Annotated in this window: 12 protein-coding genes; 5 read left to right on the top strand and 7 right to left on the bottom strand. The window is 37.6% G+C overall.

Features of this window, described 5'->3' with window-relative positions:
• Positions 1-83: 83 nt before the first annotated feature.
• On the bottom strand, positions 84-1,082 hold the full coding sequence (locus ACOI22_RS10740) for a glycerophosphodiester phosphodiesterase family protein (protein WP_420672021.1): 999 nt from the start codon (positions 1,080-1,082) through the stop codon (positions 84-86).
• A gap of 71 nt (positions 1,083-1,153) precedes the next feature.
• A complete protein-coding gene (locus ACOI22_RS10735; protein WP_420672020.1) occupies positions 1,154-3,847 on the bottom strand; it encodes a TonB-dependent receptor in 2,694 nt (897 codons plus the stop codon).
• Positions 3,848-4,047: 200 nt separating this feature from the next.
• Here ACOI22_RS10735 and ACOI22_RS10730 point away from each other — a divergent pair, with 200 nt between their 5' ends.
• Entirely contained in the window at positions 4,048-5,169 is a 1,122-nt protein-coding gene (locus ACOI22_RS10730) for an ROK family protein (protein WP_420672019.1), read from the top strand.
• Positions 5,170-5,303: 134 nt separating this feature from the next.
• Positions 5,304-6,647, top strand: a complete 1,344-nt coding sequence (locus tag ACOI22_RS10725; protein ID WP_420672018.1) for an MFS transporter — start codon at positions 5,304-5,306, stop codon at positions 6,645-6,647.
• Positions 6,648-6,728: 81 nt separating this feature from the next.
• Here the strand turns inward: ACOI22_RS10725 and ACOI22_RS10720 are convergent, their stop codons facing one another.
• Together ACOI22_RS10720 and ACOI22_RS10715 are read right to left on the bottom strand one after the other, a co-directional pair.
• Entirely contained in the window at positions 6,729-6,887 is a 159-nt protein-coding gene (locus ACOI22_RS10720; RefSeq protein ID WP_420672017.1) for a hypothetical protein, read from the bottom strand.
• Entirely contained in the window at positions 6,884-8,191 is a 1,308-nt protein-coding gene (locus ACOI22_RS10715) for a sensor histidine kinase (RefSeq protein ID WP_420672016.1), read from the bottom strand. Before ACOI22_RS10715 ends, ACOI22_RS10720 begins: the two co-directional genes overlap by 4 nt.
• 274 nt (positions 8,192-8,465) lie before the next feature.
• On the opposite strand from ACOI22_RS10715, the gene ACOI22_RS10710 reads away from it, so the two are divergent.
• The 3 genes from ACOI22_RS10710 to ACOI22_RS10700 all read left to right on the top strand — a co-directional run bounded on the left by ACOI22_RS10710 (position 8,466) and on the right by ACOI22_RS10700 (position 12,001).
• Complete coding sequence (locus ACOI22_RS10710; RefSeq protein WP_420672015.1) at positions 8,466-9,665, top strand: hypothetical protein; 1,200 nt, start codon at positions 8,466-8,468, stop codon at positions 9,663-9,665.
• Positions 9,666-9,680: 15 nt separating this feature from the next.
• Complete coding sequence (locus ACOI22_RS10705; protein WP_420672014.1) at positions 9,681-10,076, top strand: hypothetical protein; 396 nt, start codon at positions 9,681-9,683, stop codon at positions 10,074-10,076.
• Between the two features lie 383 nt (positions 10,077-10,459).
• Positions 10,460-12,001 carry a DNA cytosine methyltransferase gene (locus ACOI22_RS10700; protein ID WP_420672013.1) on the top strand — a complete coding sequence of 514 codons (1,542 nt, stop codon included), beginning with the start codon at positions 10,460-10,462 and terminating at the stop codon, positions 11,999-12,001.
• A 356-nt stretch (positions 12,002-12,357) separates the two neighbouring features.
• On the opposite strand, the gene ACOI22_RS10695 is transcribed toward ACOI22_RS10700, so the two are convergent.
• The 3 genes from ACOI22_RS10695 to ACOI22_RS10685 all read right to left on the bottom strand — a co-directional run bounded on the left by ACOI22_RS10695 (position 12,358) and on the right by ACOI22_RS10685 (position 17,318).
• Positions 12,358-14,217: an ATP-binding protein gene (locus ACOI22_RS10695; RefSeq protein WP_420672012.1), complete on the bottom strand. Its 1,860-nt coding sequence runs from the start codon at positions 14,215-14,217 to the stop codon at positions 12,358-12,360.
• A gap of 287 nt (positions 14,218-14,504) precedes the next feature.
• A complete protein-coding gene (locus ACOI22_RS10690) occupies positions 14,505-16,358 on the bottom strand; it encodes an AIPR family protein (RefSeq protein WP_420672011.1) in 1,854 nt (617 codons plus the stop codon).
• Positions 16,359-17,318 carry a PD-(D/E)XK motif protein gene (locus ACOI22_RS10685; protein WP_420672010.1) on the bottom strand — a complete coding sequence of 320 codons (960 nt, stop codon included), beginning with the start codon at positions 17,316-17,318 and terminating at the stop codon, positions 16,359-16,361.
• Between the last annotated feature and the right edge of the window lies 1 nt (position 17,319).

Below are 17,319 nucleotides of genomic sequence, written 5' to 3'. Positions count from 1 at the left end.
AATAACCCCACACTAAAAAATGGCTTTTCTCAGTAAGAAAAAAGCCATGTTCACAACACAAGAAACAACAAGGGAAGAGTTTGCTAGCGCTTTTGCATTTTTTCCAAATATTCAATTAAGAATTTCGGCTCATCTGTTTGAATAACGCTTGCGCCGTGATCAATCCAAAAATCAAATACTTCAACAGGGTATTTCAGGCCTAATATATCGTGCCGGCCGCCATTCCATTGCAAGGCTTCTAAGCGCCCCCTTAGTGCGTCTATGTATAAGGTATTGATCCACAAATGGCTATTGTACGCCTTGTTAATCTTGCGTGTTTCTGGAGAAAAAAGCACGCCGCCATCTTTGGTTAAATAGCTGCCGTCTTCATAATCAGGAATACCAACTACCATTTCTACCGCTGAAGGCTTAAGAAGTTCGTAAGTGGCTGTAATATCAGCAAACGACGATATTTTCTTGTCTCTTAGCATAGGCATAAAATCAACTTCAAACGGTAATGACTGTATCAAGCGTTGTATTTTTTCACGCTGTTCAGGAGTATCTGATTTCCCTTTTAAAATAATATGCGATAACACTCCCATATCATTGGCAATGGTAAGGGTTTCCCCTAAAGCTTCTAGGTCAAGCTTAGGATCAAGATTCACCATAATTTTGCCATGTATGAGCGTATACACTTCTTCAAGGCTTGGAATAATATGCTCTGTTACATCGCCGGTAACTTCGTCTATTAACCTAAGCTGTTGTACCTCTTCATAGGTAAGGTCTGCAATTTTGCCCGTTCCATTTGTTGTGCGGTCAACAGTACTGTCATGCAAAATCACGAATCGGCCGTCTTTTGTGGCACGTACATCTAGCTCAACCATATCAACACCAAGGTCTATTGCATATTGAATGGCAGGAAGTGAATTTTCTGGCAAAATAATTCTGCCGTCTTCCATAAATGCGGCTCGATGGGCCACCACAAAAACATAGTTGTTTGAAGGCTTGTTCCAATGCTTAAGTACAGTGTCAATATGACTTGCATGCGCATAACTACTTAATACTAAAGTTACGGTTAGCCAAAATAGGCGTATTTTGAACATAAATGTAAATCCTTATAAAATTCTACTTCCAGCGAGGAGAAGTTGCGGCATGTTCTATGCCGCAAGCTCTATTAAAAACGGTAAGCAGCACCTACCCAAAATGATTTTCCGTAATCTCGTGTCCAATGTATTCGATTAGAATTTAGCATTTGGTGCTCAGCTTCGTTAGATAAATTTCGGCCTTCAATAGATACGTTGAGTCCGTTCTTAAATTTATATTTAACACGTAAATCAACAAAGGTTTGCGACGCTATAAATTCATCATAACTTTCAGAAGAGGCACTTGCAGATACTTGACGTTTTCCTTTGTAACGTAAAGCTAAGCGAATATCGAAACGTGAAGGTGACCAAAACAGTTTCATATTGGCAATTTCTTTGGGTTGATAAAACAAACCAAATAGTTCGCGTTCGTTGTCATCATTAGTCTCTATATTGAATTGGCTATCAATATATGAGTAGTTAGCAGAAAAACCCACATCTTCTAAATCATTTGAAATGAAATCAAAACTATTTAATAAAACCCCTGCTTCAAGCCCTTTTAGTTTCACAGTATTGGCGTTGGTTGGTTGGGTTGTGGTTTGTGTATATTCAAGCCCATTAATCGTTAAGGTTTCAATTTCTTTGCGGTTATAAATTTCGTTCGCTATTGATTTATGAAATAGCCCTGCCGATATTGCTACACCTGATTCAGGAACGGCGTAATCAAACGATAGATCAATATTTTGAGCTTCTCGCGGTTTCAGGTTAGTGTTACCAGAGCTTATGGAAATACTTTGATTGGTATCATCAATATTGCGGCTGCCGCGTACGGCTAAATCATCGTACTCAGCGCGGCCCAAAGTTTCGCTGTAAGCCGCACGAACCTTCATATTGTCACTTAATTGATAATTCGCAATAATGGATGGCAACAGTTTACTGTACCCACCTGATTGGGAGTTCAGCACATATTCTGGGGTAGAGGGGTCGTCATCACCTAATCGTTGCCCACCGGTTGATTTTACATCGGTGTCTTCATAGCGCAATCCACCTATTAAAGTAACGTTACTTAAGGAATAGCGGCCCATTACGTACGCTGCATTAATGGTTTCTTCCACCACAAATTGGCTACTCAAACCTTCGTTAATTTGATTCTTTGTATCATCCCATTCGTTTTTGGTATCGGCAAAGTATTGTAGAAATAAATCAGGATTAATAAATTGTTGTGGCTGGCCTGGTACTAAGTTAGGCGAGAAGTAATTAGTGTCGTCAGATAAGGTATTCGTTAAGGTATATTCGTTCACTGCATCACTGTTAGGGCGATAGTCGTAATCAAATAATTGGTCTTGAAAACGTTCATCGGTGCGCGTGCTTGCGCCTAATTTTATGCCGAGTTTGTTTGCGGCTTGCCAGTTGCTAGTAAAATCAACTTTAACTTGCGACGCGTCTTGTTCATTTATGTCAAAACGGTCACGATAAAATACTGGAGTGAAAAGTTCAGTATTGGTCCAATTACTTGGCGTACTTAGGTTTATAATAGGATAATCGCCACTGCTGTCATATTCATACGCAAAGGCCGAGCGATCATCGGCTTCAAATCTAATTTGGTAAAACGGGTTCTCTCTTTCCCCCGAAGCTTTAGATGCTAAAAAGGCAATGTCTTGCTCGTCATTAATTTGGTACTGGGCATTAAAGGTCATGCTTTTTAATGTGTTTTTATCGCCTTGTAAAAAATATTGGCGCTGTGTTCTAGCGCTGTCTACAAAACCGCTCGTTGCCGTTAAGTTCTCAGGTATTGCATTTTCATTCGAACGAAATATTAGGCTATCCCAACGCTTTTCAGTATCGTTTTCAGTGAAAATATACGATGATAAATTTAGATATAAACTATCGCTATTGTTACGATATTCCAGTTTTAGAAGCGCGCCATTACGCTCAATTTCATTGTTATATTGATAGGTTTGATTACCGTGGGGGATCTCAATACTATCAGCCATGCCGTCTTCATATAAACGTGTTGTGTATTGCTCGGTTTCATTGGCATCATTCACTCGCTCACCAATTACTCGGTATTCGTTATAAGCTACGCCGGGTAGCCATGTGTCTCCGCTGGAAAGCAAATGCCCTGCTGAGAAAACAACACCAAAGGCGCCATCTTTACCAAATGAATTTGCATAGGTTAAATTGGCTCTGGAACTAAGTCCTGCATCAGCTGGGCTCTCATCATGATCGTACTTACCTAACGCTCCTCGTGCAAAAAAGTAGGTGGTGTCGTAATCAAAAGCACTGCGAGTGCGTACGTTAATATTTCCGCCAATTGCATTTGCGTCCATATTGGCCGAAAAACTTTTTGCAACGCTGGTAGTGTCAATAACGCTTGAAGGAATAACACTAAGCTGGGTTGCGCGGCCGTTTCTGCGAGTAGAAGGCACAATAGCGCCATCAATAGATAGGTAATTAAAATCAGATCGCATGCCTCGAATAACCACAAACTCCGCATCGCCGTTTCTATCTTCAGTAGATACACCGGTAATTCTTGATATTGCTTCGGCTACTGAAAAGTCAGGCAATGCTCCAATTTCATCGGCTGAAATAGCATCAATAATATTTTCAGAGTTATATTTAAGCAGGGCTGCACGTTGATTTTGCAGCCGCGTACCGGTAACGGTAATCACTTCAGTTTCGTTTGTAGCCTGGGCACTCTCCTGAGCATTTACAAACGATGACTGGTGAGTTAAAGCTAGCGCGATTGACGCTGAAATTAAACTAAATCTTGATGCTCGTTGCATAATTTTTTCCATAAATAAAATGTTAACTGGCACGTGTTAAGCCATGAGTAAAAACAGCCTGCATATTAAATTGCATTTATTACAAATTTATTAAGTTTATAAAACTTAATTTAATTAATCGCTTTTATAAGTGAGTTATTTTGAGTTACACTATTTGACATTAGTGAATATAAACCTGAACAGAAGTGCGCAAAATCATCATGCAAAATATTGAATTGAGTAACAGTGAGCGGTTAATTTTAGAAATTGTGCGGCGTGATAAAAGCAGTACTCGGGTTGACGTAGCAAAGCGCTTAAACTTTTCAAAAGTACAAGCAACCAATTTAACCAAAGCTTTGGTTGATAAAAAATTGGTATTAGACAAGGCCGAACAAACAGGTGCTCGAGGGCAGCCTGTAAAAACAATACGATTGAATTCAGATGCACTTTATTCTGTAGGCGTAACGTTTACAGGTGCATATATGGAAATTGCCTTAGTTGACTGGACTGGCGGGGTTAAATTTAGCCAAACCGTAAAGTTAAGTAGCGAACATTCATTAGATGCGTTATGCCTTTCAATAAGCAAGTTTATAGATGAACAATTAAAGCCTAACGGTGTGGCGAAACGAAAGCTATGTGGGGTAGGTATATCTATACCTGGAGACTTTTTATATGAACGCCGGAAAATGAATGCGGTATATTTTCCAGAGTTAGAAGAGGTCGATTTAATTTCGGCGTTTAGCGAACGTCTTGACTACCCCGTTTATATTGAAAACGATGGTACTTGTGCCGCTTGGGGTGAATATGTAGCGGGTGCAGGAAGCTCACTCAATCACTTTGTATTTGTTCATATTGGCCATGGTATAGGCGGCGGTTTAATTATTGATAGGCGAGTGTATCGGGGTAAAAATGGAAATGCTGGTGCATTTGGTGCGCCGTTTCCTAATTTAAACGAACCTAGACCCTCAGGCGCTGATTTATTAAAAGAGCTTCAATCACACAATATTGAAGTGCAGGACTTTGCTGATTTGCGCGAACTTTCAGTACAAACATGCGAACCCTTGCAAGCTTGGTTACAACGGTCTGCTACACAATTAGTGCACGCGTTAACGGTGCTAGCCAGAGCCTTTGACCCTGAGGCCATCATTATTGGGGGGAGGTTACCTTTGCCTTTGCTTGATCATTGGCTTAAGTATATTGATACGGAAAAGTTTTGTGAATTTGATAGAAACAAATTGCCAATACCTAAAATTTTAGCGAGTCAATTAGGCGATCTTGGTGGTGTGGTAGGCGCTTCTCAACTTTGTTTTGAACAAAGCATTTTTGCAAAACAGTCTTTTTAATTGTCGCTTATGAGCTTATAAAAGCAAACATACATAGGTTCATAAAACTGTTACTTAAAGAATATAATGTTGCAAACAGGTTTCGTATTTAAATGTAATAATTGATGTACCTAGTTATGTGTGGCAATAAATAAATGTCGGCTAAGTTTGCGCCCCTTTCACGCTTGCAGTCTTTAGGTTATGCAAGTGGCAACTTTGGTAAAAATATTGTAGCTAATACGCTAGGTTATTTCCTGCTATTTTACATTACCGATGTGTTAGCTATTGACCCTAAACTAGCGGGTATAATTGTATTTGTAGCGCTAATTGTTGACGCTATACTTGACCCAGTAATTGGCTTCATTTCAGACCGCATGTACAGCCATAAATTTGGTAAATACGGCGGTTTTATTGTATTTGGTGCACCCATGTGTGCGCTAAGTTTCATTGCTATATTCTTTATACCTGTAGTGAGTGGTAGCCCTATAGTGACACTATTGGCCTGCTTGTTATTGTTTAGAGCCAGCTATACCCTCATTGATTTACCACACAACGCACTTTTATCTAGGATCAGCCATAACAGTCGAGAGCGTGCGCATTTAGCCACCTTACGTTTTTGTTGTAGTTCAATTGGATCACTGTGTGTTTCTTTGGCAGCGTTTTACGTTTTTGAGTCAGACGATAGTTATGAGCAAGCTAAATTATTCCAGCAATTTTCTATATTTGCTGCAATTTGCTCGTTAGTTGCTATGTGGGGATCATGGTATTCAATTAAGCAGCGCGATATTCAAGGCAGTCAATCGGTTTCAAATTGGTCTCAACAAATACGCGGAATTAAAAGCATATTTACTGACAAACAAGCTTTAATCATTTTATTCGCAAGTTTTTTTTCGGCTGTTAGTATTCCCGTTTTTACTAAATGCTTTAGTTTTTTCTGTAAGTATAACCTTAATGACCAAAGCTTAATTGCTGGAGGCTTAACGCTTATTGTTGTAGCGCAAACGTTGTCTACGCCAATTTGGTCACATCTTTCTAGGCGCTATGAAAAACATCACACTTTAATTTCCGCTCATTTATTAAGTATTATAGCGGTTTCATTTTTTACGCTTACGGTGTATGAATTTAACTTTCAGTTTATTGTTGGGTGTGCGCTCGTTGGCGTAGCAGCAGGGGGCTTATGGTCAGTTATTTGGGGCATGGCGCCAGATGTAGTAGACAAGCTTAATTACGAACGCAACATTCGTTCAGAAGCTATATTTATTGCCCTTGTGGTTGTTTTAATGAAAATAGGACACGGTTTAGGCGCTACTATGTTGGGGTACTTCCTTACTGCTTTTGGCTATGACGCCAACGTAGAGCAAAGTGCGGATGTGCTTTTAGTTATTCGCACTATGCTGTTTGCTTTTCCGGTAGTGGGTTCATTGATTTGTATTATTGGCTTGCAACAATATCAGTTACTTCATGCAAAGCATCAATTAATACAAGACAACTTAAAATAGTTAGGGCTGTGGAAGCCGCTTGCTGTTATCGCCCATCCACTTTGACCCACTAGCGCTCGAGAAAGCCATTATGTCTTAAAACTAGTCAGCCAATAACTTTTCGAGCTTTTCCCTAACGGTATCAGGCGTAAATTGGCCCTTAACCAAAAAATCGACCACGCTATCATATGAATATGCTTTGTCGTGATCGCTGGGGTTATCAGATGACGAATACATAACTAATATGCCTACATCTTTCATACATCAGCTTCCTTCCTGTGTTGGGGTAAACGCACAACAAATTCAGTGCCATTTGCAGTACTTGTAAAATCAATACTACCTTGTAAGGCTTCAACTTCCCGCTTCACTATTGACATACCTAAGCCTGTACCGGTGCTAATTTTTGGATGAAATCGCGTAAACATTTTATAAACATCGTCTTGCTTATCTTCAGGCATGCCCAGGCCATTGTCTATGACTTTCATCACAATCGTTTCATTCTCTTGCCTTACATCTACAGTAACTATGGCTGAGTTTTTAGTGGGGTCATAGTACTTTATGCTATTTGAGATTAGATTTTCGAGAATAAGAGTAACGCGAGCAAGACTTGACTGAAATGAAGAATTAAGCGCTATGTGTGTGCTTAACTTTATGTTGTTTTCATCAAGTGAAGCTTGCAAACGCACACGTATGTCTGCCAGTATTTCGTTGAAGTCAATAGTTTCTTGCTCATCTAATGTACTTTGCGCTTTTGTGAGCGTAAGTACATTTCTAATCAACTTTTCCTGCTTTTCTAATAGCACATAAATTCTGTCTAAGTTGAGTTGTGCCTCTTCTACATTTCCATTTACTATGTCTTCTTTAATAAAACCGACTAAACCTTTACTAGAGGTCAAGGGGGACGTTAAGTCATGAGAGGCTTTATAGGCAAACTGAGCGAGTTCTTCATTTGCTTTGCTTAATAGTGCGGTTCGTTTCTGAATTAAATTTTCTAGCTTTTCGTTATTCTCAGAGTTTAAGATGTCGTTTTCAATACGTTCTTTCGCTACATCTAAAAGTGTTTTTAATTCGCCGGTTACCCGCATGTTAATTTGCGAATCAAGGTCTTCTCGGGTTCTTTGCTCTGCTAACAGCCTAATTACACTTCTAATGGAACCGGTAATGTTTCTTGAAACCAGGGTAATAAACAAAATATTAAACAACGAGATAAATACGACTAGCGGTATCATGGTTCTAAATACAAAGCTCACTGTTTGTGCAATAGGCTCTTCAAATAAATTGGAGTGTAATTTAAAAGTGGCGCTAGCATTTTTTAAAGCAACAATTAATTCAGACTTGGAAAGATCGCCATTTTCAAAACGCTTCAAATCAGTTCGTAAGTTATTTCCGTAATTGATATCTTTTTCGCACAGCTCTAGGGCGTGATAAGTGCCAATTTGCTTCATAATAAATTCGTCAATAAAATTGACTAATTGCAGGCAATCTTCAGCCTGCTTATTTACATTTCGAATGGTAGTTTGAAGTTCTTGAATGTTAATAACGCCGCCGCGTTCAATATCAAACACTTGTTCTGAAAGTTCTGCGCTATATTTTAGGTGTAAACTATTGAGTTGATGGAAAGTGGCGCCCTTAGTAATATGCCATATCAGTTTTATATGTAAGGTAGGTTGTGCTTATTACTGAATACTATTGCGTTAGCTAGCTAGGCCTAAGGTTAAGCCAATGGCTAGGCGGGTATTATCAAAAGCCTACTGTTATTAAAAAATGTAATTTTTTCGACATATATTCAGTACATGCTTTATAGTGTTGGGCATTGAATTCATTCAAGAAAAAGAAGTTATGCCAATAAACGTATTAAGTTATTCGCCTATTTGTGTGCCAATGAATTGGCAAACAGAGCGCTTGGAAAACTCAGAAGAAAGATTGCATTTGATTAAAGAATTATTGAGTGCAGATACCACACTAAGTGTATTAGAAAACCCTTGGCCCACCGGTTATGGCAGTTTGGCCTTTGACAACTTGCCTGTACTTTATCAACCAGCAGCCGTTATTAAGGCCGCGAATTTACTGGCAGAGCCAGACGTTATTGATGCTGCAGTATATTGTTATGACAATTGCTTAGCCGTATTGTTTGTTGAGCTAAAGGTGCAAGAAAATCTTGATACTTTGAATGACATTCAAGTAACGCGGCGTATTGAAGAGTTATCACAAACCTTTGTTAGCCCCATACTTGAGCGCCTATATACTTACCAAGGCGGAGGTAAGTTAATTGCACCGCAAAAGTATCAATTCTTTGTAGATACAAAAGAAACGCTTTGTAACGCCAAGCCACTGTGGGTAGCGCGTACCTTGGTAAAACTGCCAGAGTTAGAAGAGGCTGCTTATTTTTCATGGCTGAAAAACATTGATGAACGCTCAAACACTCTGCTATTAGGCTCGGGAAATTCGCTGATTTTAGACAGCAACGCAATAGAAGATGTGCATAGAGTAATGGTGTTATCGCAGTTTCAATCAGCCTTAATGGCTCGCGTAGAAGACTTACTAAAGCGCACATTGAAAGACTTTAACGCTGCGTATTTTGACAACGCAATGGTTGAGCAGCTAAATAAAGGAATGGCGGTGCATCAGCAGCGCAATGATCATATAGAATTTATTAATATTCAGTTTTCAGCGTCAGCCGGTGGCATGCAGGGTATACGGCGTAGTTTGCTAAGCCAGTTTCAAGCTGCGTGGTTATTTGACGAGCAACAAGGGCGAATAGATAAATTATCATCATTAATTCAAGAGCGGCTTAACCGTTCTATTAGCCAACAACTTAGCCGGCAAAATCGGGGTATTCAAACTCTACTCACCTTTTTGGGCTCGTTAGGGCTGGTTGGTTTGGTGGTTGATTTAATTTCACTGAATGCGTCTACGAATCATATAAGTACGCGCGGTTTGCTTGATATAGTTTCATACTTTGCCACCGAGAACTTACTAAGTATTACGCTGCTATTAGTGGTAGTCTTCACTTGGTATTTTTATAAAAACCACAAGTAATTTACGAGGTTTATTATGTCTTTGCTTATGAACAACAGTAAGCTTGAAGCAGATAATTCGGCAAGTAGAGTACGTTATACCGTGCTTATATCGTCTGCACAATTTCAATACAAAGAAGTACTGGCATATATAGGGCCTAAATTAGGCGCGCATTTCGCTGGTGCATGTTGCGAACCGGTTGACGGTGTGTGGTCGGCTGACGGCGCTGAAATAAAAGATTGTTACGCCAATGGCAATGTTGAAAATGGGATGCGCATTACCGTATCAGTAATGCCCAGCGGCGCAAAAGAAAGCTACGCCAACTTACAATCACTTATTCAAAAAATGAACGTTGATTTGCACTTAGGATTAAACTGGGTGCATGTTGAGGAAGAAACCGTAATCGCGAAGCATTTTGAAGTGGGAAATTAGTTGGTTTGGATGTAATGGCCGGCCTGTGCTTCTAATAACTTTCAGTAGCTTAAGTATATTCGCTAATACAGGTGGTTGTTTGGTGGTTACTGGGCAACCACCAAAGCTGCAAGCTATTTAAGTTATAAAGAAGAGTTCACACTACTCAATATTCTGGATCTGCTTGTTGAATTATTTATAAAAAGGCATACTAAACAATATTTTATTATTATTTTTAATAGTGTATTCAGATATTAATCACCAATTAGTCACCATTTTGGACTTTCTCTAAAAACATCAAAATCTATTGTTAAATTCTGATTCGCAAAATAAAAATGTGCCAACCCTTTACAATCAGGAAAATACAGTTATCCTGGGTCAAAACATTTTTTGGTTAAATGGATTTGAAAGACACTATAAATGTAATCGACTTATTTGCTGGCCCAGGTGGTCTAGGCGAAGGTTTTTTTTCATATGAAGACTCTAACGGAAATTACCCATTCAAAGGATTAATTTCCGTTGAAAAAGATATTCATGCCCACTCGACTTTAACATTGAGGGCGTTCTTTCGATTACTCAGAAAAGCTGATATCGAGATACCAAATGAATATTACCAGTATGTAGCTGGAAAAAAATCTAGTCCAGCTTCGGATGTAACTGCTCATATTTGGGAGCAAGCAAAAAGAGAAACGCTTTTGCTAGAGTTAGGCAAAGATACTGCCTCGGACAAAAAGCTCTTTACGGGCATTAAAAACCAATTAGAAAAGACTACATCAAATGAGCCAACTGTTCTTATTGGAGGGCCACCATGTCAAGCTTATTCGCTAGTAGGAAGGGCCAGAAATAAAGGTAATAAGGACTACAAACCAGAAGAAGACAACCGACACTTCCTGTACAAAGAATATCTTTCAATAATGGAAGTCTTTTCTCCAGACATATTTATAATGGAAAATGTTAAAGGCATGCTATCGTCGCAAATCGATGGAGGTCCTGTTTTTGAACAAATCGTGAGGGACTTAGAGGGCTGTTCAACTGGATATACACTCTACAGTTTGAAGACAGGCAATAGGTTTATCGCTGGCGTTTCGAACCCCAGAGATTTCGTTCTCAATTCTGAGGATTATGGCATTCCTCAGAATCGTCACAGAGTCATAGTTTTAGGGATAAAGAATAATTCAAACAATATCCGCGATGAGGTCCCAGCGTTGAAGAAGGTTGATAAAATAGCGGTAAAAGAAGCTATTGAAGATTTGCCAGCAATTCGCAGCCCACTCTCCAACAGAGGCAGAAGATTCAATGAAGACTCTGCCGAGAATTGGTTGAGAAATTTGGAGGCCGGTATCAATTCATTAATTAAGGCCGCTAACTTCGAAATGAAAATGGTCAATACTCTAAAATTAAATTTGAAACTAATAAAATCCTCAAGGTTATTTACTGCTAGCACTGCAAAGTATAAAAAAGTAAAAAATGCTTCAATGTATACCGAATTTGTAAAAGATTCTCCAAATACGGATATCACCCACCATGAAGCCAGACCTCATATGGATACTGATTTATTAAGGTATTTCTTTTGCGCAACATATAGAGAAGTTTATGGCAAGAATGCTAGGGCTAATGACTTTCCTAAATATTTAGCGCCAAAACATAAAAACTGGAACAGCGGAAAGTTTGTCGACAGATTCAAAGTGCAGAGCTTAGGCTCGCAATCAAGTACGATTACTTCTCACATTAGTAAAGATGGTCACTATTTTATTCATGGTTCACCATATCAATGCCGCTCTTTAACAGTCAGAGAAGCTGCAAGAATTCAAACGTTTCCTGATTCATACCAGTTTGTGGGTAAGCGAACAAACCAGTTTCATCAAGTTGGCAACGCAGTACCACCATTGTTAGCAAACCAGATTGCTCGGGTCGTAAATGAGTTGTTTCTCTTACAAGCTAATTAATATGAATCTGTGTGATTAGCAAGGGAAGTTGTCGGTCTAAGTACCAAGCGACTTTATCGTAGCTCAGAGATCAGGTAGTGATTATTCTTGCAATTTGTATGATCTTTAGCGAATAGGAGCAATGCGTTTTGTTATTTTGGAATGACGGTTCTAGACAATCAATGGTCATTGAGGCTTCTTCAAAAGAAAGCTACTAAATGAGAAAGCTTACAAATTAATTCAAGTATAAGAAGAAAAAACAGCGCAGCTGAAATATACAACTTCATTGTTTGAGGGAACTAGAACAAATCAATATTTACAGTAGGAAATGCTGTACCACGGTATTTGGCACAGCTGATTGGAAAGTAGTAATTAGACTATGAATTATGTAAATCATATGTCTCAATAAATTCTCTATGGTACTCTTTTGATTGTTCTAGCAATTCTCGATAGGTTTTTACGAAAACCTGACCTGTTTCGAAATATGTTTTTTCTTTAGATTTAAAACGCCTGTCAGCGGATTTTTGTCCCCCAACCACGTAACATACCACTCTTGAAAAACCAGTAGCTGAAGCAAATTTTTCCTCTAAAAAGGATGCATAATCGTATGCTTGCTCTAATGCTTTATAATCAACCGTATAAGTGCTTCTTTTAATTTCTATTACATATAGAATTTCTCCTAATGCATTGCTACATAAAAAATCAATTCGTCTATCTTTTTCATTTAAATTTTCATCAGGATAACTTTCTTTTAGGAGGTTTGAATATGTGACCTCATCTCTAAATTCTAAAATTCTTGGGTCAAGTAACCAAGAAAATTTCTTTAAAAAATTATGAAGAGTTGGTACTTCTTTTGTGTTTGTTTCAATGTAGTGTTCAAATTGCTTTATGACCTCAACGCGAGAAGTTGCTAAATCTCGATATTGTTTAGATTCAATAGCTTTCCAATCATCCATCAGTTCTAGTAACTTTGGAATATCTTCATCACTTGTAGATATCTGCGCTATTTTATCTGCATACTCTTTGTAAGCTTTGTTATTAAACTTACCAATTACACTATCAATAATTCTAGCTGACTCATCTATATCAATATTAGAATTTTCTAAAATCGGGTTTATTATTTTATCGCTTAAGTCTCTTTCAAAGGTTGGTAATTTTGATTTCCATATGTCTATTCCAATCTTATGAGAGGTTTCAACTAACATTTTCTTTTCAAGACCTCTCTTCTTCTTCCATTCAACACCTACTTTTCTAATTATTTTTTGCATGTACTCCTGGAGAGAGCGAGTTTCTTCGTGCTCCCAGTTGAGTGAATGCCTATCTGTTGATATCACGTCATCATCAAAATCATCTATAAAATCTACTTGAAGGTATCCTGTAACATAGCTGTGAAACTGATCGTTATCGCGTGCACCATAGAAGCAGGCTACATTCACAATTTTACCTCTTGATGTGAGGTATATTCCTCTCATTTCAGTATCTTTAACTGGTGTTTTCAAGGTAATAATAGAACCAAGTACCTGTTCCCAATGACTATAGTTTTCATCATATTTTTTATCTGGGAAGTCCCATTCAAACTCTTTATTTAAAGTGCTGAATTTAAGTTCATTTGTAATTTCTACCTTAGAATTACTTTCACTGTTTCTCGTTAAGCTGGCCTTCATTTCACTAAATATAATAAATTTCTTAGATAGACTTAGAGCTATTTCATTTAAATCGAAATTACTTTTTCTTCTAATTTTTTTAAGTTTGATAATTGTACCTGAAGCAGCTGTAGTAACTTCATTGTGTGATATCAAATCAGGTGAGTATTTATTACCACGACTTTTTTTAATTTCTACTAAGTTCATTATGAAATGGTTCTTCAAACCTTTCTTTATAGATGTCACTTCTATCTCGTCGCATATACCAAATACAGATAACTTGCCGAGTCCCTTTTTACCAATTACTGGTCGACCCTTAGCACTTTTTTGTCTTTGTGTATCCTCTCTTCTATTGCGGCCAATAACTAAATATTTATCGTTTAACTCATCAAACGTCATTCCCTCACCATCATCTACATAAGCAATTTCTTTATTATCACCACTTTCCATAAAATCAATTGCAACATTATCTGCATCAGCATCCCAAGAGTTACTGATTAACTCTGATAGTACACTTGGAAGTTTTGAATACAATGAAACACCTAAGTGTTCTATTGTGTTAGGGTCAAACTTCAACACCAAAGATTCATTCATACTTAATCCCTTTTTAAAGTTTATAATCTTTATTTTTTATTTGACTACTCAGCTGTAATTCATTTACCACTATTATCCACCAGTTCTTCAATAAACATTTGATTAATGACTTCGTTCGAAAATCTATCCCAATTCAGAATTACACACCCTTTCGGTAGACAACGAAACCTCTTTCTTTTAGCAATGATTCATATCGAGCAAACAACTTAAAAAACCTAAAAGATATCTGCTCAAGTTCTTGATTCATATTTCGCTCGTTAGTAAAACTCAAGATAGCTCCTTGGTAGTCAGACTTCAGTTAACATTTTTGCGGAATAATCAGACGCGAAAAAATCATTAAGTTCAGTGGAGTTTTTGATTGCTAACCACAACTCTTCTTTTTTAGAATATTCACCAAAATCATCACTGAGGGAATACTGTTTGATCAAGTCATTCATCAAGACAAGGAGTTGTTTCAAATACTCCTTAAACTCTTCACTTAAAACCTCTTTTTTCCATAGATTTTCTAGTTTGAATTGGTTTTCATTCAAAATGGACCACATGTGTATAGATGCTATGGAATAAGGGACGACAGCAGACCTCAATTGACCGATTGCATTTTTGCCCTGACCATATATTTTTTCCATATTTCTAAAGAGTATGATTTTAGATATTAAGCTTTCATAAAAATTTCGGTCTATTTCGACGCCATCCGAATCCTCAGGTTCAATAGACTCGATGAACAAACGAAATATCTTTTCGCCACCTTTCTTTACCAAGTGCGGGTTGTCACCCCAAGCGCAATAGTATTTGGCAAGTAATTCCTTGGTGAATCGTCTTTCAGTCGGAAATGTCTCTTTTAACTTATTAGCGTTATTGCTCTTCCTAGCTTGGGTATTGAAATCACCTTTTGCTCTCTCGAAAAACCATTTTTTTCCAGAAGGGGTTAATACTGTCTCACTTAAAGATTTCAGTTGTATCAGCTTAGAGCTTCGGGATCTTAAATCGACTCTTGAAACCCTTGATTGACTGTTTGAAAATTCACTGATTTTTGAGATTAAATCATCAAGATCCTTTGCCTTACTGTTTTTGGCTATATTGATCTTCGCCATGACCTTCACATTACTTATATCAAGACCATCTTTACTTGAAAAATAGATTGAAGCCGTTGTTTGACCGCCATTTACAATTTGAAAGTCTTCTAAGCTTTCTATATATAGCGATTTTTTATGATATCCAGTCTTAGCACTAGTGGCCGTGATTGTAAGGCCATTATTATATGCAATAAATTTCTCTGGTTCTTCTTTAATCGTTTGTCGTAGGCCCCTATTAACACCTTTAAACTGAAGGAAAGAACGGACATTTTTCTCTAATAGTTGGCTAGAATATCTTTTGTATAAATCAGCCAAAATAGATGCTTCTAAGACGCATAAATAAGATTCAAAATCAATCTCATCGGCCGCTTTAATTACTTCGATGTTACGACCAATTACGTCTTTAAAAATGACCTTAAGGGGTTCTGCTCTGCCTTGAGACGCAAATACATTTGCTAGATAATTTAAGTCTATAACTCTTCTTACATATAGGATTTCTTTGGTTTTGGTGGTTTTACCGTCTGTTTTATGGCTGTAGCTTTTTGGCTCTTCTTTAAAGTGAATACTCCGTAGCTGTGGTTCTTCCCCTCTAAATGATACTGTCGCAGACAAAGTAATTAAGAATATTTCAACTACGTCAAACTGAAGAAAGCCCTCTTCACTAGCAAGCTTCGATGTTAAGGGCCTAATAGGTTCTGATTCTTGAATATTTTCTAGTTTTTGCTGCAAAGCTGAAGATACAAATCGAACTGCACGTTTGAATTGTTCTTCATAAACATTTCGCTGAGATATTAAATATTCCTCAGAATTCAAATTGAGAAAGCTCTCGTCAACAATGAATAATTGGAGTCGCTCTCCAGTATTGTTTATCGAGTAGCCATTTACTTTTATCTTGTTGTCAGGAGAAACATAATAAGCGTGGCTAATATCTTCAGAATCTACCACCTTAGTTTCAAGTAAAAGTGGCATAATCTCATCTAAGATCACACTTTGTTCTACAAAACCATCATCATCTAAACTTGCGTTTAGTATGTCGTCCCTTGCTATTTTTGCATCATCTATTTGCATTTAATAAATCTCATGTCCAATTCGGTATTCGGTCAGCTCTTGGAGATTTAACCTATATTTTACCCCAGATATAGCGTCTGGTAGTCTTGAGTCAGTAATTTTTGGAAAGGCTTCGTCACTACAATTATATACTTCATGCTTTTTCTTAATAAATTTAAGATGTGAGTATTTAGATAGTCTATCTTCATCTAAATTCTCTTTCTCTAAAGCAGAAAGCAAAGCTGTATAGTCCGCATTATTGTCTAAAACTAGCTGTTTTAGTAAAGTAAATATGTCAAAAAGTGAAAGTCCAAACTCTGACTCTAGAACTGAAATTACTGAAAGCTCAAGTGGCTTACTTTCCGTTAATTCAAGTTGAAATTCACTGGATATTTTTACTGTTTGCGATGCTAGGAGCTTTGTTTTAACTTCAACAGATTTAGCGTTTAACTCAAAATCATGAGTCGCATCAAAAGGGCCCGTCCATGATTTTACTAATTTATCGATTTGTTGAGAGGTATTTTGCCCGTCGCATAACATTAACAAGTAATCAAACTCACCCCAAAGCCCCAAAATACGTTCTCGACTTAAACTTTTTTCACTAGTTTTGCTAAAAAACACATTCCATTTTATGTATGTTTTTATCAACACTTGGGATGCCTTGACTTCATCAGATAAGTGCTTTATCGATTGATATAGTGAAACCACAAGGTCATCAAACAGACCATAAAAATCAGGGTCAAGTAAGCGGATCATTAAACACTTAGAAGCATCTAAAAGTAATAGCTCTACATTATCGTTTTTTAGTGGCTCCGTCATCGATGAAAAAGACTCTGGAAGATGTAGCAAAACTGCACGGTGGTTACTTTCATCCAACGCTAAAAAAAGCTCCAATTCGCTATCTGAATCAAATCGTATTGCGTTTATTCCAGAGCTTATATCTTTAGATTTAAGTAAGCCCCACTTATCTGACAACTTCATA

The sequence above is a fragment of the Glaciecola sp. 2405UD65-10 genome (genome assembly GCF_048820975.1).
GTDB lineage: Bacteria > Pseudomonadota > Gammaproteobacteria > Enterobacterales > Alteromonadaceae > Glaciecola.
This window is presented reverse-complemented; position numbering and strand designations above follow the sequence as displayed.

What these genes read in the sequence shown, in the direction of transcription:
- ACOI22_RS10740 (WP_420672021.1), bottom strand. Translation starts at nt 1,082, where the DNA reads ATGTTCAAAATACGCCTATTTTGGCTAACCGTAACTTTAGTATTAAGT.
- ACOI22_RS10735 (WP_420672020.1), bottom strand. Translation starts at nt 3,847, where the DNA reads ATGCAACGAGCATCAAGATTTAGTTTAATTTCAGCGTCAATCGCGCTA.
- ACOI22_RS10730 (WP_420672019.1), top strand. Translation starts at nt 4,048, where the DNA reads ATGCAAAATATTGAATTGAGTAACAGTGAGCGGTTAATTTTAGAAATT.
- ACOI22_RS10725 (WP_420672018.1), top strand. Translation starts at nt 5,304, where the DNA reads ATGTCGGCTAAGTTTGCGCCCCTTTCACGCTTGCAGTCTTTAGGTTAT.
- ACOI22_RS10720 (WP_420672017.1), bottom strand. Translation starts at nt 6,887, where the DNA reads ATGAAAGATGTAGGCATATTAGTTATGTATTCGTCATCTGATAACCCC.
- ACOI22_RS10710 (WP_420672015.1), top strand. Translation starts at nt 8,466, where the DNA reads ATGCCAATAAACGTATTAAGTTATTCGCCTATTTGTGTGCCAATGAAT.
- ACOI22_RS10705 (WP_420672014.1), top strand. Translation starts at nt 9,681, where the DNA reads ATGTCTTTGCTTATGAACAACAGTAAGCTTGAAGCAGATAATTCGGCA.
- ACOI22_RS10695 (WP_420672012.1), bottom strand. Translation starts at nt 14,217, where the DNA reads ATGAATGAATCTTTGGTGTTGAAGTTTGACCCTAACACAATAGAACAC.
- ACOI22_RS10690 (WP_420672011.1), bottom strand. Translation starts at nt 16,358, where the DNA reads ATGCAAATAGATGATGCAAAAATAGCAAGGGACGACATACTAAACGCA.
- ACOI22_RS10685 (WP_420672010.1), bottom strand. Translation starts at nt 17,318, where the DNA reads ATGAAGTTGTCAGATAAGTGGGGCTTACTTAAATCTAAAGATATAAGC.